Raw genomic sequence first — 20,863 nt, forward strand, 5'->3', positions numbered from 1 at the left:
GGGTAGTTTAGTTCGGCAGGGCGGCGCCCTGCACCCGCAGAGGCCCGGGCTACAGCAACAGCCGAAGCAACAGCCGGAGCAACAGCAGGTGTACTGAGGGATGGCGTGGGGTCAGATCCGTTTTCCTACGGAAAACGGATCTGACCCCGAATTGATTCGATATCTGACAGAGATTCATCCACGCATGGCGTGGATCTACCGTGTCGACCAAGGTCGACACCTACCAACAGCGGCCGGAATCTGTCAGAGGTGGGGCGGTGTGGGAGTGCGGGGTGTCAGCCGCGTGGATGCGGCTGCCAAGCCTACAGGGACGTACTTGCGGCGTCCCCGCCCTCCGACACCGCCCCACCAAATCGCGGAATGCAGCTGTTGCTGTTGCTGCTGAGGTTGCCGGCCAGCGGCCGGCACTACCGCGGGTGCAGGGCGCAGCCCTGCCGCGGCGCCGTCAACGCCGCCGACGCTTGCGGTCCACGTACAGGGTTCTGGCGATGCTCAGCACGATGCCGACACCGATACCCACCACGCAGCCCAGCAGCAGGTTGTCGGCGCCCAGCCCTACGCCCACGCCGACCACGGTGGCGATGATCATTTCGGCGGTGTGGGAAATCGGTTCAGGCTTCGGGGCGGACATGCAGGCTCCAGCATCAGTTCGGTTCGGAAGGGGCCGAAGGCCCGGAAACGACAAGGCCGGGTTTCCCCGGCCTCGTCTGGTGTTACGTGCAGCGGGCCGTCAATGCGATTCGGCCGGGCCTGCGATCGGCGGCAGCGGGCGGGCGTCGCCGCCCTTGTCGTTGCCACCGTCCTTGTTCGACTTGCTCCAGCCCGCCGGCGGCGGCGGATCGCGGCCTTCCATGATGGCGTCGATCTGCGGTGCGTCGATGGTCTCGTACTGCAGCAGCAGCTGCGACATCGCATGCAGCTTGTCGATGTTCTCGGTCAACAGCTGGGTCGTGCGGGCATAGGCCTTGTCGAGGATGTTGCGCACTTCCTCGTCGATCCGGCGCGCCGTGTCGTTGGACACGCTCTTGTGCTGGGTGACCGAACGCCCCAGGAACACTTCGTCGTCCTCTTCGCCATAGGCGATCGGGCCGAGCTGCTCCGACAGGCCCCACTTGGTGACCATGTTGCGGGCCATCTTGGTTGCGCGCTCGATGTCGTTGGAGGCGCCGGTGGTGACCTTGTCCTCGCCGAAGATCAGCTCTTCGGCGACACGGCCGCCGTACAGGGAGCACAGCTGCGACTGGATCGCCACGCGGTTCATCGAGTACTTGTCGCCTTCCGGCAGGTACATCGTCACGCCAAGCGCACGGCCGCGCGGAATGATGGTGACCTTGTAGACCGGATCGTGCTCGGGCACCAGGCGGCCGACGATGGCGTGACCCGCTTCGTGGTACGCGGTCAGGGTCTTCTCGTCCTCGCTCATGGCCATCGAGCGGCGCTCGGCACCCATCAGGATCTTGTCGCGGGCACGGTCGAAGTGGTCCATGCGGACTTCCTTCTCGTTGCCGCGCGCAGCGAACAGGGCCGCCTCGTTGCAGAGGTTGGCCAGGTCGGCGCCGGAGAAGCCCGGGGTACCACGTGCGATCACCATCGGCTCGACATCGTCGGCCAGCGGCAGCTTGCGCATGTGGACCTTCAGGATGTGCTCGCGGCCCTTCACGTCCGGCAGGCCGACCACCACCTGGCGGTCGAAACGGCCCGGACGCAGCAGCGCCGGATCCAGCACGTCCGGACGGTTGGTCGCGGCGATCACGATCACGCCTTCGCCGCCTTCAAAACCGTCCATCTCGACCAGCAGCTGGTTCAGGGTCTGCTCGCGCTCGTCATGACCGCCGCCCAGGCCGGCGCCACGGTGGCGACCGACGGCGTCGATTTCGTCGATGAAGATGATGCACGGGGCGTTCTTCTTGGCCTGCTCGAACATGTCACGCACGCGGCTGGCGCCCACGCCGACGAACATTTCCACGAAGTCCGAACCGGAGATCGAGAAGAACGGCACCTTGGCTTCGCCGGCAATGGCCTTGGCCAGCAGCGTCTTGCCGGTACCTGGCGGGCCCACCATCAGCACGCCGCGCGGAATCTTGCCGCCCAGCTTGGTGAACTTGGACGGGTCGCGCAGGAAGTCGACCAGCTCGCCCACTTCTTCCTTGGCCTCGTCGCAGCCGGCGACGTCGGCGAAGGTGACCTTGATCTGGTCCTCGCCCTGCAGCTTGGCGCGCGACTTGCCGAAGGACATCGCGCCCTTGGCACCGCCACCACCGCCCTGCATCTGGCGCATGATGAACAACCAGAAGCCGATGATCAGGATGACCGGAAGGAAATTCATCAGGATCGCGCCCAGGGAGATGCCGCTGGACGGCTCCTCCTGCACGATCTCCACGTTCTTGGTGCGCAGCACGTTGATCAGGTCACGATCGAACGGCGCGGTGATGGTGGACGACTGCCCACCGCGGGTGGTGTAGGTCAGCTGGCTGGTGCCGCCGCGCATGTCGCCGCCGAAGGCGACCTTCTGCACGTTGCCGCTGTCCACCTGGTCCAGGAACTGCGAGTACGACGCGCCCTGCGCGCCGGCCCCGGAGGACTTCGGCGAGAAGCTCTGGAAGACCACCATCAGCACGACGGCGACGACCACCCATAGCAGGAGGTTCTTGGTCAAGTCGTTCATCCTCATTGGCTCCGGTGTTCCTCTCAGTGCTGGCGTTGCGTGGGGGTCGAACTTGCGTACGTTGCGAGCTTACTTCATGTGGGCGCGTTTTCCCTGACCCAAGGCATACACCTCGGGAGAGCGCTTGCGCGACGCCTCCGGCTTGCGGATGGAGACCTTGTCGTAACGGCGGCGCATGTCGCGCACGTAGTCGTCAAAGCCCTCACCCTGGAACAGCTTGATCAGGAACGCCCCACCGGTCTTCAGGTGGTTGTCGGCAAAATCCAGGGCCAGCTCCGCCAGGTGCATCATCCGCGGCTGGTCGACCGCACCTACACCACTCTTATTGGGGGCCATGTCCGACAGCACAAGGTCTACCGGCTGATCCCCGAGCATGGCTTCAAACTGCGATAGGACGGCTTCTTCCCTGAAGTCACCATGAAGGAACTCCACGCCGGCCAGCGGCGGCATGTCCAGGATGTCCAGCGCCAGCACGCGACCGGTGTCCCCGATCTGTCTCCGAACCTGCTGAGACCAGCCGCCGGGGGCCGCGCCAAGGTCGACCACCACCATGTGCGGCTTCAGCAGGCGGTCACGTTCGAGCAGCTCCTCGAGCTTGTAGGCGGCGCGCGAGCGCATGCCCTCGGCCTGCGCCTTCTTCACGAAGGGGTCGGAGAAGTGTTCCTTGAGCCAGCGCTGGCTGCTTTTGCTGCGGGTAGCCATTGAAAATAGGGGCTGATGGGGTCCTCATGATACCCTGATCGTCCCATTCAACCGTGTTTTCCTGCATGTCCATCGCCCTGACCGCCTCCCAGACCCGTTTCCTGCGCGGCCAAGCCCACGACCTGAAGGCCCTGCTGCAGACCGGCGGCAAGGGTGTGACCCCAGCCTTCATCGCTGAGCTGAACGAAGTGCTGGAGCGCCACGAACTGGTCAAGGTGAAGGTCGCCGCAGAGGATCGCGACGCCCGTGACGCGATGATCGGCGAGATCGTCGAAGCCACCGAAAGCGCGCTGGTGCAACGCATCGGCCACGTCGCGGTGCTGTACCGCCCGAGCAAGGAACAGCGCCAGATCGTGCTGCCGCGCGGCTGATCGTCCTACCGTCATGCAGCTGAACCACGAACCGCCGGATTACGCCTACAGCCTGCGTGCCGCAGATGGCCGCTCGGCCAAGGTGAATGACCAGGTGCTGGGCGGCAGTTTCTTCCTCACCCCGGACCAACTGGTCACGCACTGGCCGGTGGCAAGTGCCGCCGCGCTGCAGTTGGCGGACCTGGAGCCGATCCTGGTGCTGAATCCGGCGCTGATCGTGCTCGGCACGGGAGACCGTCAGGTATTCCCGCCCGCGGTGGTGATGGCCGCCTGTCTGTCGCGTGGCATCGGCCTGGAGGTGATGAACAATCCGGCCGCCGCGCGCACCTTCAACATTCTGGCCGGCGAAGGCCGCAAGGTCGCGGCCGCCTTCATCCTGGAAGGCTGAGGTCGAGCCGCCGGGTGCGCCCGGGCGCTAGCTGCCCGAAGGTGTGCAGCGGAACGCGGAGAACGCCTGCAGCCGACCGATCAGGTTGCCACCCTGCCCCCAGCGGATATCCATGACCTTCCAGTCCGGGCCCTGCCGCTGCAGCAGGACCCGGTCGGTCCAGCGATAGTCGCCCACGGCCATGTCGACATGGACCCAGGTGGCGTCACCGCTCGATCCGGGCGCTCCCACCGTTATCGTCTCCGGCCGGTCCGGCGCCAACAGATACGGGCTCTGGTCGAGCATGTGCGGCTTCTCATCGGGCGCGGCCAGTGCGGTGCAGGCCTGTTCATATGCACGCTGCGCATCGATGGCTGAGCGGAGGGCATCACCCAGCAGCGGAGCAATCGCCGTTTCGTTCGACTGCGGCGCCTGGATGGCGTCGTAGAGGCGAGTGACCACGTCACGTGGATCGCTGGCGGCGGTCGCCAACGGCGCGGCGATGAGCAGCGCGAAAAGGGCTGTTGGGCGAGACATGCGGCACCGGATCGGGAGGCTGGTTCCGTTGAAGCATGCCGCTTCCCTGGCTTGTCGGGAAGCTTGAGATGTGCCACTCAAGGTCGCAAACGGCCACCCACGGCGGCCAGCGTACAGTGAGTCGAGCACGGCTCGACGCTACAGGTCGGGAACGCCGAGCATTGCCCGGCGCCACCCGTCCCACTACCTCAACGCGCCGGCAGGTACTGCTGCGGGTCGACCGGCTTGCCGTTGTAGCGGATCTCGAAGTGGACCATGTCGCGGTTCGCACCGGTGCGGCCCATCTCGGCGATCTGCTCACCGGCCTTCACGCTCTGCCCTTCATTCACCAGGCGCTTGCGGTTGTGGCCATAGGCCGACAGCCACTGGTCGCTGTGCTTGATGATGATCAGCTCGCCGTAGCCGACCAGGCCGGCGCCGGAGTACACCACCACACCGTTGGCGGTGGCCTTGACCGGCTGGCCGCTGGTACCGGCGATGTCCACGCCCTGCTTGGTCGCATCGCCGGCAACGTAGCGGCCGACGATCGCGCCATCGGCCGGCCAGCGCCAGGCGATGTTGCTCTTCACCGGACCGGCCGGCGCCGGAGTTGGCGCCGTGCTGCCGGCGCTGCTGCCACCCGAGCGCGGCGCGGTGACCACCGTGGTCGGCGCGCGGCCGCCGCTGGCACCGGCCGGATACAGCCGGATCACCTGCCCCGGATGGATGGTCGAGGGGTTGTCCAGGCTGTTCCAGGCAATCAGGTCGGCCGGGGTGATGTCATGGATGCGGGCCAGCGCATAGATGGTGTCGCCCTTGCGCACCACCACGGTCTGCCCGGGCTTGGGCACCGAGGTCTTCGGCGTGGTCACGCCACCACCGGTGCTGCCACCACCAGGACGAACCACAGTGGCGGTGCCGCAGGCGGCCAGGGTGGAAACCAGCAACGCCAGCGCGCCGATGCGCACTCCCTTGCTCAGACGATCAGGACTCATGCGAACTTCGACCTCCATACAAGCCAGGCGATCAGCACCACCACCAACGCGGTGGCGATCCAGCCCAGCGGTTCAATCCAGCGACGCAGTGCCGCTTCAGCACGCGCACCACCGATACAGATGACCGCAGCCAGCACGAACACGCGCTTGCCGCGACCGATCAGCATGCTCAACAGGTACTGCGGCATCGGTACGCCGACGATACCCGATGCCCACGTGAAGACCTTCATCGGGATGGGCATGAAGCCGCCCAGCACCAGGAAGGTGAACACCGCCCACGGCGATTCGGCCATCTTCGCCTGCACGGTGGTGATGCCCTGCTCGATCGCCGGCAGCATGCCCAGCACTTCAAACAGCGGCTTGATCGCCTCGAAAGCGTAGTGACCCAGCGCGTAGCCGACCAGCGCACCGACCATCGAGCCGGCCAGGCTGAGGGTGGCAAACCACCAGCCGCGCTTGGGCTGGGCCACGCACATCGGCGCCAGCATCACCTCCGGCATCACCGGGAAGATGATCGCCTCGAAGAAGCTCAACACCGTCAGATAGGTCGGCGCGCGTTCGTGCGCCGCCCACTTCATCGCCCGCTCGTACAGCGGCCCGAAAATCTTCATGCAACCCTGCTCCGTGGATTAGTCGAGCATGCCAGACAGCAGCGGCACGAACGTGACCGGCGCCAGCACGTGTTGTTCGATGCTGCCGTCGGCCTTGCGGTCCAGCTGTACCAGCGACTGCGCCCCAGGGCCACCGACCGGCGCCACCAGGCGGCCGCCTTCGGCCAGCTGCTCGATCAGGGCGTCGACCAGTGCCGGCGCCGCCGCAGTGACCACGATGGCATCGAACGGGCCGTGCTCGGCCCAGCCGACGCGGCCGTCGTCGTGCTTGGTGCGGATGTTCATGCCCAGCGCACGGAAGCGCTTGCGGGCCTGGCGCAGCAGATCACCAATGCGCTCCACGGTGTAGACCTCCAGGCCCAACGCGCCAAGGATGGCGGCCTGGTAGCCGGAACCGGTACCGACTTCCAGCACCCGCTTCGGCGCGACCTGGAGCACTGCCTCGGTCATCCGCGCAACCACCCAGGGCTGCGAGATGGTCTGGCCATGGCCGATCGGCAGCGCGGTGTCTTCATAGGCACGCGAGGCCAGGGCTTCATCGATGAACAGATGGCGCGGCACCACCCGGATCGCGTTCAAGGTCGGCTCGTCGACGATGCCGGCTTCGCGCAGGCGGTCGACCAGGCGGTCACGCACGCGCTGCGAGGTCATGCCGATACCGACGGCTTCCGGCTGCAATCGCAGGCGTGGGCTCATGCCGGCTGGTCCAGCGCGGCGCTGAGGCCGCCGACCCAGCTGGCGACCTTCTCCAGCGCCTGGTAGCGGGTGAGGTCGACCTGGATCGGGGTGATCGAGATGTGGCCGGTGCGCACCGCGTGGAAATCGGTACCTGGACCGGAATCCTGCTCACGGCCGGCAGGGCCGATCCAGTACACCTCGTTGCCGCGCGGATCCTTCTGCGCGATGCAGCCTTCGGCACGATGGCGGTTGCCGAGGCGGGTGACCTCGAAGCCCTTCACCTCGCTCCACGGCAGGTCCGGCACGTTGACGTTGAGGATGGTGTCGGCCGGCAGCGGATCGGCCTTGAGCCGGGCGACAATCTCCACCGCAGCACGCGCGGCGGTCTCGAAGTGCTTCGGATCGTGGTTGCGGCTGACCAGCGAGACCGCCACCGCCGGCAGGCCGAGGAAGCGACCTTCCATCGCCGCCGAGACGGTGCCGGAATAGATCACGTCGTCGCCGAGATTGGCAGCGTTGTTGATGCCGGACACGACAATGTCAGGCTCGAATTCAAGCAGGCCGGTCAGCGCCAGGTGCACGCAGTCGGTGGGTGTACCGGCCACCGAAACGGTGTAATGGTCGATGCGCTTGAGCCGGATCGGCAGGTCCAGGGTCAGCGAGTTGCTGGCGCCGGAGCGATCGCGGTCGGGCGCAACCACCGTGACTTCGTGACCGGCCTCGCGCAGGACCGCGGCAAGCATCCGGATGCCTGCGGCGTCGACACCATCGTCATTGCTGACCAGGATTCGCATCTTCGATTTAACCGCTTGATTTTCCAAGAATTCGATTCCATCACCGTGCAGTGTGGGCGGGACCGTCGCGCTCCCCTGCGGAAGCGGTCGACCCTGCAAGGGCATCGTCTATTGTGCCGCATGCGGGCCGCCGGTCCTACCCTGTCAGCGGTCACGGCCGACATGGAACCATCATAGGCAGACCTGCGCCGGCGGTTTACCCTGTGCGCATGTCGCACCCTGATGATGAAGATCCGGCCGCATTGTTCCGTGCGGCCATCGGCGAAGTGAAGCCGCTGCGCAAGGATGCCGAGCCGGCACCTGCCGCGCCCCGGCCGAAACCGCGTGCGCGCATGGCCGAACGTGACGAGGCCGAAGCGGCCGGCGAGTTCGCCCGGCTGCTGCGCGACAGTGCGCCACTGGAAGCCGGCGACGTGGCCAGCTATCGCCGCGACAACCTGCCACCACGCCTGTTCCAGCGCCTCAAGCGCGGCCAGTACTCGGTGCAGGACGAACTGGATCTGCACGGCGCCACCGCCGCACAGGCCGAAGCCCTGCTGCGCCAGTTCCTGCTGGAAGCGCATGCACACGAGTACGGCTGCGTGCGCATCATCCACGGCAAGGGACTGCAGTCCGATGGCGGCGCACCGGTGCTGAAGAACCTGGTCGATCGCCTGCTGCGGCTGCGCAACGACGTGCTGGCATTCCATTCGGCACCGACCGGACAAGGCGGCACCGGCGCGGTACTGGTGCTGCTGGCGCGGCGTTGAAAAGGGGACGGAGGGAATTAAGTCGTTTGTGCCACAAACGACTTAATTCCCTCCGTCCCCTTTTTTCTGTCAGGCCTGCGAGGCGTCTTCGACGGGGCCGAGTTCGTGCAGCACGGCGGTGGCGTAGCAGCCTGGCGGCAACGCGAACGACAGTTCCAGCACGTCGTCGGCCAGCCACTGGTGCTGCAGCAGCGCCGGACGCAGGCGCAACGCGCGGCGCTCCTGCTTCAGGCGCGCATCTTCCAGGCCGGCCCGCAGTGCCTTCGACTCGTCGTCGTCCAGCGCGGCCAGCTCCAGCTCACGCGCAGCGTCGGTGCTGCGCAGCTCGCCTTCGCCCCACAACGGCGCGCTGGGATGGATGTCGAAACGCGCCAGCCGCTCGGCCAGCACATCCGTGTACGGCTCGGGGCCGAACACACTGCGACTGCCATCGAGCATCCAGACTTCGCCATCGAGCGGCTGGTCCCAGCTGCCCTGCTCCACGCGCGCGGCCAGCACGCGGTTGAACAGCGCCGAACGGGCTGCAGAGAGCAGCAGCGAACGCTGGTCCTTGCGCATGCGGCGGCCACCGAACATCGCCAGTGCAGCCGGCACGTTGCCACCGTCGCGGCCGAAACGCTGTTCACCAAACCAGTTCGGCAGGCCGCGCGCGGCAATCTGCTGCAGGCGCTCGCTGATCGCGGCGGCATCGCCCTGCACCTCGCGCAGCACCAGCTTGAAGCGGTTGCCGGCCAGGGCGCCGCGCTGCAGCTTGCGGTTGTGCCAGGTTGCCTCGATGACTTCGATTTCGTCACTGGCCAACTCGGCCAGGTCCGGCGCAATGCGCTTGGGCAGGTGCACGCTGAAACGCTGGGTGGTGACCGCGTGGCGGTCTTTCATGCCGGCGTAACTCACCGCCATTTCCGGCAGGCCCGCCCATTTTGCCAGTACCTTGGCCACATGCACGGTGTTGGCGCCGCGCTTGCGGATGTGCAGCAGCAGATGCTCGCCTTCACCGCTCGCCTCGAACGCCGGCAGTTCATCCACCTGGAAATCGTCCGGCGTGGTGCGGATGCGCGCCGTCAACAACGGCGCACCAAACGCCAACGGCAGCGGGATCATGCCGCCACCAGCAACACGACCGCCTGCGCGGCGATGCCTTCACCACGGCCGGTGAAGCCCAGCTTCTCCGAGGTGGTGGCCTTGACGCTGACCGCGTCCAGCGGCAGCTGCAGCAACCCACCGATGCGCTCACGCATCGCAAGCGCATGCGGGCCGACCTTCGGCCGCTCGCAGATCACGGTGATGTCGGTGTTGCCGACGCGCCAGCCGCGCTCACGCAGCAGGCTGTCGCAGTGGCGCACGAACTCGCTGCTGTCGGCCCCCTTCCAGCGGTCGTCACTGGGCGGGAAATGCTGGCCGATATCGCCCAGCGCCAGTGCGCCGAGCATGGCATCGCAGAGGGCGTGCAGGATCACGTCGCCGTCGCTGTGTGCAAGCACGCCGCAGCTGTGCGGCACGTTCACTCCGCCAAGCATGATGTGGTCGCCTTCACCGAAGGCATGGACGTCGTAGCCCTGGCCGATGCGGACGGGCGGGAACGGTGCGGTGCTCATGGATGCAACCCTTGCTGCAGGGCCGCGCGGACGGTCAGCCGGCGCGGCGGGAAAGTACGAATTCAAACCGGTCCAGATCGGCCGGGGTGGTGACCTTGAAGTTGTCCTCGCTGCCTTCCACCAGCAGCGGGCGCTGGCCCTGGCGCTCCATGGCCATGGCCTCATCGGTGACTTCAACACCGGCGGCGGCGGCTTCGGACAGCGCGCGGCTGAGCTGGTGGCGGCGGAACAGTTGTGGTGTCAGTGCGCGCCACAGCCGCTCGCGCGGCTCGGTGCCATCGATGCCACCGTCGTCGCCCGCACGCTTGAGGGTGTCGCGTACCGGTGCGGCCAGGATCGCCCCGACCGGATCGGCACGACCGACTTCAAGCAGGCGGCCGAGATCGACCAGGGACAGGTTCGGCCGCGCGGCATCGTGGACCAGCACGAATTCATCAGCGCGCACCGTCTCCGGCAGCGCCTGCAGGCCAGCCAGCACCGAAGCGGCACGGGTCGCGCCACCGATGCAGGTCAGCACCGGCTTGCCCGCCCACTCGTTCCAGCCGGGCCAGTCGGCGTCGTCCGGGCCGATCACTACCATTGCCCCGGCTACGGCCGGATGCGCCAGCAGGGCGTCCAGGGTATGGGCGAGCAGGATCTGCCCGCCCGCCTGCAGGTACTGCTTGGGCAACGGCGCGCCAAAGCGGGTGCCACGGCCAGCAGCCGGAACCACGACCCAGATCGCCGCACTCATGGCACGTCCGCCGGGTGGTCGCCAACCTGCGCACTGACACCTGCCGCAGGCTGCGCCGGGTGCACCGGCGCATCCTCGACCACGCGATAGAACTTCTCGCCGGGCTTGATCATGCCCAGCTCGCTGCGCGCGCGTTCCTCGATGGCGGACTGGCCTTCCTTGAGGTCCTTCACTTCCGCAGCGAGCGCATCATTGCGCTGCTGCAGGCCCTCATTGTCCCGCTCCTGGTTGGCGACCTGGGCTTCGAGCATCATCACTTCACCCGAATTGCCCGGACCAAACCAGAAGCGGTACTGCAGCCAGCCCAGCAACAGGGCCAGCACCAGCAGCATCCAGCGCCAGTCGCGCATCGGCTCAGCGCTTCAGCGAAACGAACGCGTCACGACCGGCGTAACGCGCGCCGGCGCCGAGGGCTTCCTCGATGCGCAGCAGCTGGTTGTACTTGGCCACGCGATCGCTGCGGCACAGCGAACCGGTCTTGATCTGGGTGGCGGTGGTGGCCACTGCGATGTCGGCGATGGTGGTGTCTTCGGTTTCGCCCGAACGGTGCGAGACCACGGCGGCGTAGCCTGCACGATCGGCCATGGCGATCGCTTCCAGGGTTTCGCTGAGGGTGCCGATCTGGTTGACCTTGATCAGGATCGCATTGGCAGTGCCCGAGTCGATGCCTTCCTGGAAGATCTTCGGGTTGGTCACGAACAGGTCGTCGCCAACCAGCTGCACCTTCTTGCCGATGCGGTCGGTCAGCAGCTTCCAGCCGGCCCAGTCGTTCTCGGCCAGGCCATCTTCAATCGTGATGATCGGGTACTGCGCGGCCCAGTCGGCGAGGAAGTCGACGAACTGCTCGGAGGTCAGGCGCTTGTTCTCGCCGACCAGGTTGTACTTGCCGTTCTCGAAGAACTCGCTGGAGGCCACGTCCAGGCCCAGCAGCACGTCTTCACCGGCGGTGTAGCCCGCCTTGCCGATCGCTTCGAGAATGGTGTCCAGCGCTTCGACGTTGCTGCGGAAGTCCGGCGCGAAGCCACCTTCGTCGCCGACCGCGGTGCTCAGGCCGTGGCCCTTCAGCACCGACTTCAGCGAATGGAAGATTTCGGTACCGGCACGCAGCGCTTCGGAGAACGAGGTGAAGCCGACCGGCAGCACCATGAACTCCTGGAAGTCGACGTTGTTGTCGGCATGCGCGCCGCCATTGATGATGTTCATCATCGGCACCGGCAGCGCCGGGGTCACGCCGGTCCTGGCAGCCAGGTACTGCCACAGTGCCTGCTTGTTCGATGCAGCGGCGGCATGCGCGGCGGCCATCGAAACACCCAGCAGCGCGTTGGCACCCAGGCGGCCCTTGTTCTCGGTGCCGTCCAGATCGATCAGGCGACGGTCGAGGCCGGCCTGGTCGGTAGCCTCAAAGCCCTTCAGCGCGGCGGCAATCGTGGTGTTGACGTTGTCGACGGCCTTGCGCACGCCCTTGCCCAGATAACGGGTCTTGTCACCGTCACGCAGCTCGACCGCTTCCTTGGTGCCGGTCGAGGCGCCGGAGGGAACCGCGGCACGACCGAACGAACCGTCCTCCAGGATGACTTCGGCTTCCAGCGTGGGGTTGCCACGGCTGTCAAGGATTTCACGGGCGTGGATGCTGCGGATCGTACTCATGGTCGGGCCGGTTACCTGTCTGGAGAGGGGGCGACAAAACGAATGCCGCGTGATTATCCCCGGCTGCCCGCCACTTGCCAAATGGCCTGGGCGGCATCAGCCCCAGCTGGACCCGATCACGATCAGGGCCAGCGACACCAGCATCACCAGCAACGCACCGGCCACCGCCGCCGCGATGGGTCCACGACGGCGTCGCCAGGCGAGCACCATCGCCACCAGGCTGCCGACGAAAGACGCACCCAGCGCGACCAGCGCGGCCACGATCCAGTACTGCATGGCCTGGATGGCATGGTTTCCGTCACCCGGCGAGCCGAAGCTGGCCGCAAAGGCCATTACTCCCAGCAGCAGGGACGCCCAGGCGAGCACGGACAGCCCCAGCGCGACCAGGCCCCAGGGCCAGCCGCGCGCCGACGTGCTCGTATTCATCAAAGCAATCCGTAGAACAGGGCGCCGAGCCACAGCGAAAGCAGGATGATCGCAAAGCCAGCCGCCACTTTGCCGCGATTCAGCCGCCAGGCCAGCACCGCGGCCGCGAGGCAGCCCGCGGCACCGAACAGCTCAGCGACCAGCAGCGCAATGAAATACGCACGCAGATCAAGCGCGCTGCTGCCATCACCCGGGGGGCGCACCGACGCCGCACCGATCAGCACCAGGCCAAACATGCCCACGGTGAACAGCACGGCCAGGCCCAGTGCGATCAGGCCCCAGGACCACTGTTTCCAGTGCCGGCGATGACGCTGGGCTTCCAGCGCCACCCTCGGGTCACGACTCACGCGAAGCGCGAGAAGCCGTGCTTCTTGGTCACCGCGTCGAGCTCCATCAGGGTCTCGAGCAGCGCTTCCATCTGGTCCAGCGGCCACGCGTTGGGGCCATCGGACAGGGCCTTGGACGGATCCGGATGGGTCTCGGCGAACAGGCCGGAGATGCCCACCGCGACGGCAGCACGGGCCAGCACCGGCACGTGCTCACGCTGGCCACCGGAACTGGTGCCCTGCCCGCCCGGCAACTGCACCGAGTGGGTGGCATCGAACACCACCGGGCAACCGGTATCGCGCATCACCGCCAGCGAGCGCATGTCGCTGACCAGGTTGTTGTAGCCGAAGCTGGCACCGCGCTCGCAGACCATGATCTGCTCGTTGCCGGTGGCCTTGGCCTTCTCCACGACCGGCTTCATGTCCCAGGGCGCCAGGAACTGGCCCTTCTTGATGTTGACCGGCTTGCCGGCCGAGCACACCTTGCGGATGAAGTCGGTCTGGCGGACCAGGAACGCCGGGGTCTGCAGCACATCCACCACCGAGGCCACTTCGTCCATCGGGGTGTACTCATGGACGTCGGTCAGCACCGGCACGCCGATCTGCTTCCTGACCTCGGCCAGGACCTTCAGGCCCTCTTCCATGCCCGGGCCGCGGAACGCGGTGCCCGAGGTGCGGTTGGCCTTGTCGAAGCTGGACTTGAAGATGAAGTTGACGCCGAGCTTGTCGGTGACTTCCTTCAGCTTGCCGGCGGTATCGAGCTGCAGCTGCATCGACTCGATCACGCAGGGGCCGGCGATCAGGAACAGGGGCTGGTCCAGCCCGACCTCGAATCCACACAGTTTCATGGCGTTTCCTTGTTGTCCGCAGCACCGGCCGGGCCGGTGCGCTGGGGGTTGAAGCATGCAGGATGGGGGCCGAAGCCCCCATTCACAAGTCAGGCGCGCGCTTCGGAAAGCAGCTTGCCGCCGGCCTTGCGCTCGCGCGCGGCACGGATGAAACCGATGAACAGCGGGTGGCCATCACGCGGCGTGGACAGGAATTCCGGGTGCGCCTGGCAGGCCAGGAACCACGGATGCGCGTCGCGCGGCAGTTCGACCACTTCCACCAGGGTGTCGTCCATCGACTTGCCGGCGATCACCAGGCCGGCATCTTCCAGCTGGGTGCGGTAACGGTTGTTGAACTCGTAGCGGTGGCGGTGGCGCTCGGCGACGACGTCCTTGCCGTACAGCTCACGGGCCAGCGTGCCCGGCTTCAGGCGCTGTTCCTGCAGGCCCAGGCGCATGGTGCCGCCGAGGTCGCTCTTGTCGTCACGCTTCTCGACATCGCCGGTGGCGGTGCGCCATTCGGTGATCAGGCCGATCACCGGGTTCGGCGACTGGCGGTCGTTCTCGGTGCTGTTGGCGCCTTCCAGGCCGACCACGTTGCGCGCGTAATCGACGACGGCCGCCTGCATGCCGTAGCAGATGCCGAAGTACGGCACGTGCTGCTCGCGGGCGAACTTCGAGGTCAGCACCTTGCCTTCGAAACCACGGTCACCGAAGCCACCCGGCACCAGGATGCCGTCGACATCGGCCAGTGCGGCCATGTCGGTGCCTTCCAGATCCTGTGCTTCCAGCCACTTCAGGTTGACCTTGGTGCGCTGGCGCAGGCCGCCGTGCTTCAGTGCTTCGCCGACCGACTTGTAGGCATCCTGGTGATCCACGTACTTGCCGACCACGGCGATGGTCACTTCATCCAGCGGATGCAGGGTCGCATCGACTGCGTCCTCCCACATCGACAGATCGACCGGACCGGCCTTGTCGGCCAGCTTCAGCTGGTTGACCACGATCTCGTCCAGGCCCTGCGCGTGCAGGCCCGACGGAATGCGATACAGCACGTCCACGTCCGGCACGCTGATCACTGCGCGCTCGGAGACGTTGGTGAACTGGGCGATCTTGCGGCGCTCCGAATCCGGCACGGCCTGCTCGGAACGGCACAGCAGCACGTCCGGCTGGATGCCGATCGAACGCAGTTCCTTCACCGAATGCTGGGTCGGCTTGGTCTTCAGCTCACCGGCGGCGCCGATGTACGGCACCAGGGTGAGGTGCATGAACAGCGCCTTCTCCGGGCCACGCTCGGTGCGCACCTGGCGGATCGCTTCCAGGAACGGCAGCGACTCGATGTCGCCGACGGTGCCACCGATCTCGACCAGCGCCACGTCGTAGCCTTCGGTGGCTTCGTCGATGCAGCGACGGATCTCGTCGGTGATGTGCGGAATGACCTGCACGGTCGCGCCCAGGTAGTCGCCGCGGCGCTCCTTGCGGATCACGTTCTCGTAGATGCGGCCGGTGGTGACCGAGTTCTTGCGGCTCAGGCGGGTGCGCACGAAGCGCTCGTAGTGGCCCAGGTCGAGGTCGGTCTCGGCGCCGTCGTCGGTGACATACACCTCACCGTGCTGGAACGGGCTCATGGTGCCCGGGTCGACGTTGATGTACGGGTCGAGCTTCATCATCGTGACCTTCAGGCCACGGGCTTCGAGAATGGCGGCCAGCGACGCGGCGGCAATGCCTTTGCCGAGCGAGGACACCACGCCGCCGGTTACGAAAATCAAGGGAGTCATGGCTGCAAGCATCCTGTCTGGAAATGGAAAACGGCAACACCACGCGCACCCGGAGGGCGGGCATGGTGCTCGGAGGGGGTTTTCCGGTTCGCTGGGACAGCGAGGGAGGTGCGGATCCGTGCGGCGGCAGGCGCCGGACGGGGACCATCGTGCGAGGTCGGGGCGGCCGTGCCGGCCAAATCGACCGTCACCTGCGACCCGCCATGCTGGAAGCCACGCTTGGCCGCTCCAGCCCATTCGCAAAGGGTGGACACGCACTTACTCCCGGAAAGCCATAGTTTACAGATTGATGGCCGCCAACCCAAGGGGCAGACGCCACGTTCCTAAAAAGAAACGCCCCGCTGAGCGGGGCGTTCCGTTGCGCACCCCTTGTCGCAAGGGCGCTTGGCAGGTTGCGGGATCAGCGCTTCTTGCGCGCTTCTTCCTCTTCTTCCTTCTGCGGGGCCGGCTGGCCCTGCGCCTTCATTTCGGCATTGGCCTGGGCACGACGCTTGGCCTTGGCATCGGCCTCGGCCTGCGCCTTGTCGGCCTGGTCACCCTGCTGCGGGGCCGGCTGGCCCGCGTTCTGCGCCACCACCAGCGGCACTGCAACGGCGGCAGCGGCCAGGATTGCAACGGTCAGCAACTTCTTCATGAGGTCCTCCTCGCGGTATGGCTTGGATGTTTCGACCCGATGGGGCCGCCGGCGTTCAGATTCCAGCGGCTGCCATTTTACCCCCTCCCCGGCGCCGAGGCTGAACCGCAGGCGTGCAAAATCGCCGTCCAGACCGCACACTTGCGCGTCGCTCCGCGCTTTAGAAGATAGATGAACGCCCGCTATAACGCCGCCGATATTGAAGTCCTGTCCGGCCTTGACCCGGTCAAGCGCCGTCCCGGCATGTATACCGACACCGCGCGCCCGAACCACCTGGCGCAGGAAGTGATCGACAACTCGGTGGACGAGGCCCTCGCCGGCCATGCCCGCTCGATCGAGATCACCCTGTACAAGGACGGCAGCGTGGAGGTCAGCGATGACGGCCGCGGCATGCCGGTGGACATCCATCCGGAAGAGAATATCCCGGGCGTCGAACTGATCCTCACCCGCCTGCATGCAGGCGGCAAGTTCAGCAACAACAACTACACCTTCTCCGGCGGCCTGCATGGCGTCGGCGTCAGCGTGGTCAACGCGCTGTCGACCCTGGTGGAGGTGCACATCAAGCGCGAAGGTGCCGAACACCGCATCACCTTCCGCAATGGCGACCGCGCCACGCCGCTGGAGGTGGTCGGCACCGTCGGCAAGAAGAACACCGGTACCCGCGTGCGCTTCTGGCCGGACCCGAAGTACTTCGACACGCCCAAGTTCGCGGTGCGCGCGTTGAAGCACCTGCTGCGCGCCAAGGCCGTGCTGTGCCCGGGCCTGACCGTCAAGCTGACCGACGAAGCCACCGGTGAAGTCGATACCTGGCACTACGAAGACGGCCTGCGCGACTACCTGAAGCTGGAACTGGGCGATCGCGAATCGCTGCCGGCCGACCTGTTCGTCGGCAACCTCAAGAAGGACACCGAGGTGGTGGACTGGGCCGTGGCCTGGCTGCCGGAAGGTGAGCTGGTCCAGGAAAGCTATGTCAACCTGATTCCGACCGCCCAGCATGGCACCCACGTCAACGGCCTGCGTACCGGCCTGACCGAGGCGCTGCGCGAGTTCTGCGACTTCCGCAACCTGCTGCCACGCGGCGTCAAGCTGGCCCCGGAAGACGTGTGGGACCGGGTGTCGTTCGTGCTGTCGCTGAAGATGACCGACCCGCAGTTCAGCGGCCAGACCAAGGAACGCCTGTCCTCGCGCCAGGCCGCCGGCTTTGTAGAGGGCGCCGCGCACGATGCGTTCAGCCTGTTGCTGAACCAGAACGTGGAGCTGGGCGAGAAGATCGCGCAGATCGCCATCGAGCGCGCCAGTGCGCGCCTGAAGACCGAGAAGCTGGTCGTCCGCAAGAAGGTCACGCAGGGCCCGGCCCTGCCCGGCAAGCTGGCCGACTGCATCAGCCAGGACCTGTCGCGCACCGAGCTGTTCCTGGTGGAAGGTGACTCGGCAGGCGGCAGCGCCAAGCAGGCGCGCGACAAGGATTTCCAGGCGATCCTGCCGCTGCGCGGCAAGATCCTCAACACCTGGGAAGTGTCGTCCAACAGCGTGCTGGCCTCCGAAGAAGTGCACAACCTGGCCGTGGCCATCGGCTGCGACCCCGGCAAGGACGACATCACCGGCCTGCGCTACGGCAAGGTGGTGATCCTGGCCGACGCGGACTCCGACGGCCTGCATATCGCCACCCTGCTGACCGCGCTGTTCCTCAGGCATTTCCCGGCGCTGGTCGATGCCGGCCACGTGTTCGTGGCAATGCCGCCGCTGTTCCGCATCGACGTGGGCAAGCAGGTGTTCTACGCCCTGGATGAGGAAGAGAAGCGTTCGATGCTGGACAAGATCGAGCGCGAGAAGATCAAGGGCGCAGTCAACGTCACCCGCTTCAAGGGCCTGGGCGAGATGAACCCGAACCAGCTGCGCGAGTCGACCATCCATCCGGATACGCGCCGCCTGGTGCAACTGACCGTGGACGATGGCGAGCAGACCCGTTCGCTGATGGACATGCTGCTGGCCAAGAAGCGCGCGTCCGACCGCAAGGGCTGGCTGGAGTCGAAGGGCGATCTGGCTTCGCTGGAAGTCTGATCCGGAGCGGGGTCGGATCCCTTTCCGCAGGAAAGGGCTCTGACCCGGTTGGCGGCAGTGGGGTCAGAGCCGTTTCCTGTCAGGAAACGGATCCGACCCCATGCGCTCCGACCCCATCCGCCCCCATCGGCAAACCCGGCAGCGCCATAATGCGCGTCCACCCGTGTGGACCATCGTATTGGCCAGCCACTCGCTGCTGTTCCCCGGCCTGCCGCTGCACAGTGCACGGCTGGTCCTGAGCCCGATCCGTCGTGACGACGCCGCCGCGCTGTTCACGCTGCAGTCCAACCCGGATGTCATGCGATGGTGGAACCATCCAGCCTGGACGCGACTGGCCGAAGCGCGCGAGCAGATCGACGATGACCTCGCCGCCCATGCCATCGGCACCCAGCTGAAGCTGGCCGTGCGCGAGTCGCTGGAAGGTCCGCTGCTGGGCATCTGCGTGGTATTCGCGGTGGACCGCGATGCGGCGCGCGCCGAGATCGGCTACCTGCTGGCACCCGATCGCCAGGGCCAGGGCTATATGCACGAGGCCCTGCAACAGGTACTGGCCTACCTGTTCCGCACCCTGCACCTGCATCGGGTGGAAGCCGAGATCGACCCGCGCAATGCGCCGTCCGCGCACGTGTTGGAACGCCTGGGCTTCCACCGCGAGGGGGTGCTGCGCCAGCGCTGGCGCATCCAGGGGCAGCTGGCCGACTCGGCCGTCTACGGCCTGCTGGCCGATGACGACGCCGCAGCCACCCTCCCCGCTTGACCCAATCTGGCCAGTAGCGGGCTCAACGCACGGCCATGCCTTTGGACACATACGGCATGGCCCGCCACCGGCCTAGCATCGGAACCCCCTTCCGCTGCCGAACCGGTGCCATGAAGTCCCTGCTGCACACTGCCGCGCTCTGCGTCGGCCTGCTCATCGCCCCTGCCAGCGTGCTGGCCGCGCCCGACGCCGAGGGCAAGCCCGACCCGAAAGACGACAAGACCGAAGCGCCTGCGCTGCCCGCCGACGCCTCGGCCCGCCAGAGCATGCGCCTGGCCGGCCGCACCCTGGACTACACCGCCACCGTCGGCACCCTGCCGGTACGCGATGCCAAGGGCAAGGTGATCGCCGATGTGGTGTTCACCGCCTACACGATGCCGGGCAAGGACCGGCCGGTGACCTTCGCGCTCAATGGCGGCCCCGGTGCGTCGTCGGTGTACCTCAACATGGGCGCGATCGGGCCCAAGGTGGTGACCTTCGGCTCCGAGGGTGACAGCGCATCGGCGCCGGCCACCCTGCACGACAACCCGGGCACCTGGCTGGACTTCACCGATCTGGTGTTCATCGATCCGGTCGGTACCGGCTTCAGCCGCGCGCGGATCGGCGACGATGAAGCCAAGAAAGCGCTCTACAACCCCAGTGCCGACGTCGAATACCTGTCGCGCTCGATCTACGACTGGCTGCTGCGCAACCAGCGCATGGCCTCGCGCAAGTACCTGACCGGCGAGAGCTACGGTGGCTACCGCGGCCCGCGCATCACCCACTTCCTGCAGACCCGGCTGGGCGTGGCGATGAACGGGCTGGTGCTGGTCTCGCCCTACCTGAGCCCGACCCTGGAAGACAACGCCGATGTCTCGCCGATGGCGTGGATGCAGACGCTGCCGTCGATCGCCGCGGCGCACCTGGAGCGCCAGGGCAAGCTGACCGATGCGGCGATGCGCGAGGTGGTGGAGTACACCCGTGGCGATTACGCCACCGCGTTGATGAAGGGCCGCAGCGATCCGCAGGCTACGGAAGCCATGCTGCGCCGGGTCACCGCGCTGACCGGACTGGACCCGCAGTTCGTGCGCCGCGCTGGCGGGCGCCTGGAAACCCAGGCCTACCTGCGTGAAGTGTTCCGCGACAAGGGCACGCTGGGCAGCCGCTACGACTCCAACGTGACCGCGTTCGATCCGTTCCCGAATGATCCGGAGCAGCGCGCCAACGACCCACTGCTGGACAGCATCATCGCGCCGACCACCACGGCGATGGTCGACTTCGTGACGCGCGTGGTCGGCTGGAAAGTAGATGCGCGCTACCAGGCGCTGAACTACGACGTGAACCGGCTGTGGGACCGCAATGGCGAACTGCGCCAGGGTGCGGTGACCCAGCTGCGCCAGGCGGTGGCGATCGACCCGCATCTGCAGGTGCTGATCGTGCATGGCTGGAATGACCTGTCGTGCCCGTTCATGGGCTCGATCCTGACCGTGGACCAGATGCCGACGATGGGCAGCAATCCGGACCGGGTGCAGGTGCGCAGTTATCCGGGCGGGCACATGTTCTACAGCCGGGCCGACAGCCAGGCGGCGTTCCGCAAGGATGTACAGGCGTTGTTCCAGCGTAATTGAAGGGGTTTGGCCGGGCCTGCGGCCCGG

24 protein-coding genes are annotated in these 20,863 nt (G+C 66.6%); 6 read left to right on the forward strand and 18 right to left on the reverse strand.

The window, feature by feature from the left end; genetic code table 11:
- Window positions 1-445: 445 nt before the first annotated feature.
- The 3 genes from AC5JLE_RS11005 to rlmE form a co-directional block, all read right to left on the reverse strand.
- Window positions 446-631, reverse strand: coding sequence for a hypothetical protein (locus tag AC5JLE_RS11005; protein WP_014646713.1), 186 nt, complete (start codon window positions 629-631; stop codon window positions 446-448).
- A gap of 99 nt (window positions 632-730) precedes the next feature.
- Complete coding sequence (gene ftsH, locus AC5JLE_RS11010) at window positions 731-2,665, reverse strand: ATP-dependent zinc metalloprotease FtsH (RefSeq protein WP_496065301.1); 1,935 nt, start codon at window positions 2,663-2,665, stop codon at window positions 731-733.
- A gap of 69 nt (window positions 2,666-2,734) precedes the next feature.
- Entirely contained in the window at window positions 2,735-3,367 is a 633-nt protein-coding gene (gene rlmE, locus AC5JLE_RS11015) for a 23S rRNA (uridine(2552)-2'-O)-methyltransferase RlmE (RefSeq protein WP_005409014.1), read from the reverse strand.
- Window positions 3,368-3,432: 65 nt separating this feature from the next.
- Between rlmE and yhbY the strand changes: the two genes are divergently transcribed.
- Together yhbY and AC5JLE_RS11025 are read left to right on the forward strand one after the other, a co-directional pair.
- The gene (gene yhbY, locus AC5JLE_RS11020; RefSeq protein ID WP_014646711.1) at window positions 3,433-3,738 is read left to right on the forward strand and encodes a ribosome assembly RNA-binding protein YhbY; all 306 of its coding nucleotides are present in this window, start codon (window positions 3,433-3,435) and stop codon (window positions 3,736-3,738) included.
- 13 nt (window positions 3,739-3,751) lie between these two features.
- Window positions 3,752-4,126, forward strand: coding sequence for an Mth938-like domain-containing protein (locus AC5JLE_RS11025; RefSeq protein WP_049404586.1), 375 nt, complete (start codon window positions 3,752-3,754; stop codon window positions 4,124-4,126).
- 27 nt (window positions 4,127-4,153) lie between these two features.
- On the opposite strand, the gene AC5JLE_RS11030 is transcribed toward AC5JLE_RS11025, so the two are convergent.
- From AC5JLE_RS11030 to surE, 5 genes are all read right to left on the reverse strand, one after another.
- The gene (locus tag AC5JLE_RS11030) at window positions 4,154-4,642 is read right to left on the reverse strand and encodes a YqhG/Tai3 family protein (protein ID WP_032959178.1); all 489 of its coding nucleotides are present in this window, start codon (window positions 4,640-4,642) and stop codon (window positions 4,154-4,156) included.
- 188 nt (window positions 4,643-4,830) lie between these two features.
- Window positions 4,831-5,616 (reverse strand): peptidoglycan DD-metalloendopeptidase family protein, encoded by a 786-nt coding sequence (locus AC5JLE_RS11035; protein ID WP_032959180.1) that lies wholly within the window; start codon window positions 5,614-5,616, stop codon window positions 4,831-4,833.
- Window positions 5,613-6,227, reverse strand: a complete 615-nt coding sequence (locus AC5JLE_RS11040; protein WP_496065302.1) for a YqaA family protein — start codon at window positions 6,225-6,227, stop codon at window positions 5,613-5,615. The genes AC5JLE_RS11035 and AC5JLE_RS11040 overlap by 4 nt, the downstream gene beginning before the upstream one ends.
- 18 nt (window positions 6,228-6,245) lie before the next feature.
- Complete coding sequence (locus AC5JLE_RS11045) at window positions 6,246-6,923, reverse strand: protein-L-isoaspartate(D-aspartate) O-methyltransferase (RefSeq protein WP_010485977.1); 678 nt, start codon at window positions 6,921-6,923, stop codon at window positions 6,246-6,248.
- Window positions 6,920-7,699 carry a 5'/3'-nucleotidase SurE gene (surE, locus tag AC5JLE_RS11050; RefSeq protein WP_032959183.1) on the reverse strand — a complete coding sequence of 260 codons (780 nt, stop codon included), beginning with the start codon at window positions 7,697-7,699 and terminating at the stop codon, window positions 6,920-6,922. Before surE ends, AC5JLE_RS11045 begins: the two co-directional genes overlap by 4 nt.
- A gap of 209 nt (window positions 7,700-7,908) precedes the next feature.
- Between surE and AC5JLE_RS11055 the strand changes: the two genes are divergently transcribed.
- Window positions 7,909-8,448, forward strand: coding sequence for a Smr/MutS family protein (locus AC5JLE_RS11055; RefSeq protein WP_032959185.1), 540 nt, complete (start codon window positions 7,909-7,911; stop codon window positions 8,446-8,448).
- 69 nt (window positions 8,449-8,517) lie between these two features.
- On the opposite strand, the gene truD is transcribed toward AC5JLE_RS11055, so the two are convergent.
- The 10 genes from truD to AC5JLE_RS11105 form a co-directional block, all read right to left on the reverse strand.
- Window positions 8,518-9,549 carry a tRNA pseudouridine(13) synthase TruD gene (gene truD, locus AC5JLE_RS11060; protein ID WP_049405814.1) on the reverse strand — a complete coding sequence of 344 codons (1,032 nt, stop codon included), beginning with the start codon at window positions 9,547-9,549 and terminating at the stop codon, window positions 8,518-8,520.
- The gene (ispF, locus tag AC5JLE_RS11065) at window positions 9,546-10,043 is read right to left on the reverse strand and encodes a 2-C-methyl-D-erythritol 2,4-cyclodiphosphate synthase (protein WP_014646702.1); all 498 of its coding nucleotides are present in this window, start codon (window positions 10,041-10,043) and stop codon (window positions 9,546-9,548) included. The genes truD and ispF overlap by 4 nt, the downstream gene beginning before the upstream one ends.
- A gap of 34 nt (window positions 10,044-10,077) precedes the next feature.
- The gene (gene ispD, locus AC5JLE_RS11070) at window positions 10,078-10,776 is read right to left on the reverse strand and encodes a 2-C-methyl-D-erythritol 4-phosphate cytidylyltransferase (protein WP_049405812.1); all 699 of its coding nucleotides are present in this window, start codon (window positions 10,774-10,776) and stop codon (window positions 10,078-10,080) included.
- A complete protein-coding gene (ftsB, locus tag AC5JLE_RS11075; protein WP_005412924.1) occupies window positions 10,773-11,126 on the reverse strand; it encodes a cell division protein FtsB in 354 nt (117 codons plus the stop codon). Before ftsB ends, ispD begins: the two co-directional genes overlap by 4 nt.
- A gap of 4 nt (window positions 11,127-11,130) precedes the next feature.
- The gene (eno, locus tag AC5JLE_RS11080; RefSeq protein ID WP_014646700.1) at window positions 11,131-12,423 is read right to left on the reverse strand and encodes a phosphopyruvate hydratase; all 1,293 of its coding nucleotides are present in this window, start codon (window positions 12,421-12,423) and stop codon (window positions 11,131-11,133) included.
- 96 nt (window positions 12,424-12,519) lie between these two features.
- A complete protein-coding gene (locus tag AC5JLE_RS11085; RefSeq protein ID WP_134967098.1) occupies window positions 12,520-12,849 on the reverse strand; it encodes a hypothetical protein in 330 nt (109 codons plus the stop codon).
- Window positions 12,849-13,196, reverse strand: a complete 348-nt coding sequence (locus AC5JLE_RS11090) for a hypothetical protein (RefSeq protein WP_496065303.1) — start codon at window positions 13,194-13,196, stop codon at window positions 12,849-12,851. Before AC5JLE_RS11090 ends, AC5JLE_RS11085 begins: the two co-directional genes overlap by 1 nt.
- Window positions 13,193-14,023, reverse strand: coding sequence for a 3-deoxy-8-phosphooctulonate synthase (kdsA, locus tag AC5JLE_RS11095; RefSeq protein ID WP_005408999.1), 831 nt, complete (start codon window positions 14,021-14,023; stop codon window positions 13,193-13,195). The genes AC5JLE_RS11090 and kdsA overlap by 4 nt, the downstream gene beginning before the upstream one ends.
- 89 nt (window positions 14,024-14,112) lie before the next feature.
- Window positions 14,113-15,777, reverse strand: coding sequence for a CTP synthase (gene pyrG, locus AC5JLE_RS11100; protein WP_014646697.1), 1,665 nt, complete (start codon window positions 15,775-15,777; stop codon window positions 14,113-14,115).
- A 400-nt stretch (window positions 15,778-16,177) separates the two neighbouring features.
- Entirely contained in the window at window positions 16,178-16,411 is a 234-nt protein-coding gene (locus tag AC5JLE_RS11105) for a hypothetical protein (RefSeq protein ID WP_014646695.1), read from the reverse strand.
- A 171-nt stretch (window positions 16,412-16,582) separates the two neighbouring features.
- On the opposite strand from AC5JLE_RS11105, the gene parE reads away from it, so the two are divergent.
- The 3 genes from parE to AC5JLE_RS11120 all read left to right on the forward strand — a co-directional run bounded on the left by parE (window position 16,583) and on the right by AC5JLE_RS11120 (window position 20,836).
- Window positions 16,583-18,472 carry a DNA topoisomerase IV subunit B gene (parE, locus tag AC5JLE_RS11110; RefSeq protein ID WP_496065304.1) on the forward strand — a complete coding sequence of 630 codons (1,890 nt, stop codon included), beginning with the start codon at window positions 16,583-16,585 and terminating at the stop codon, window positions 18,470-18,472.
- Between the two features lie 178 nt (window positions 18,473-18,650).
- Window positions 18,651-19,229 carry a GNAT family N-acetyltransferase gene (locus AC5JLE_RS11115; RefSeq protein WP_041864133.1) on the forward strand — a complete coding sequence of 193 codons (579 nt, stop codon included), beginning with the start codon at window positions 18,651-18,653 and terminating at the stop codon, window positions 19,227-19,229.
- A 110-nt stretch (window positions 19,230-19,339) separates the two neighbouring features.
- Window positions 19,340-20,836, forward strand: coding sequence for a S10 family peptidase (locus AC5JLE_RS11120; protein ID WP_014646692.1), 1,497 nt, complete (start codon window positions 19,340-19,342; stop codon window positions 20,834-20,836).
- Window positions 20,837-20,863 lie beyond the last annotated feature (27 nt).

Source organism: Stenotrophomonas sp. (assembly GCF_059505245.1).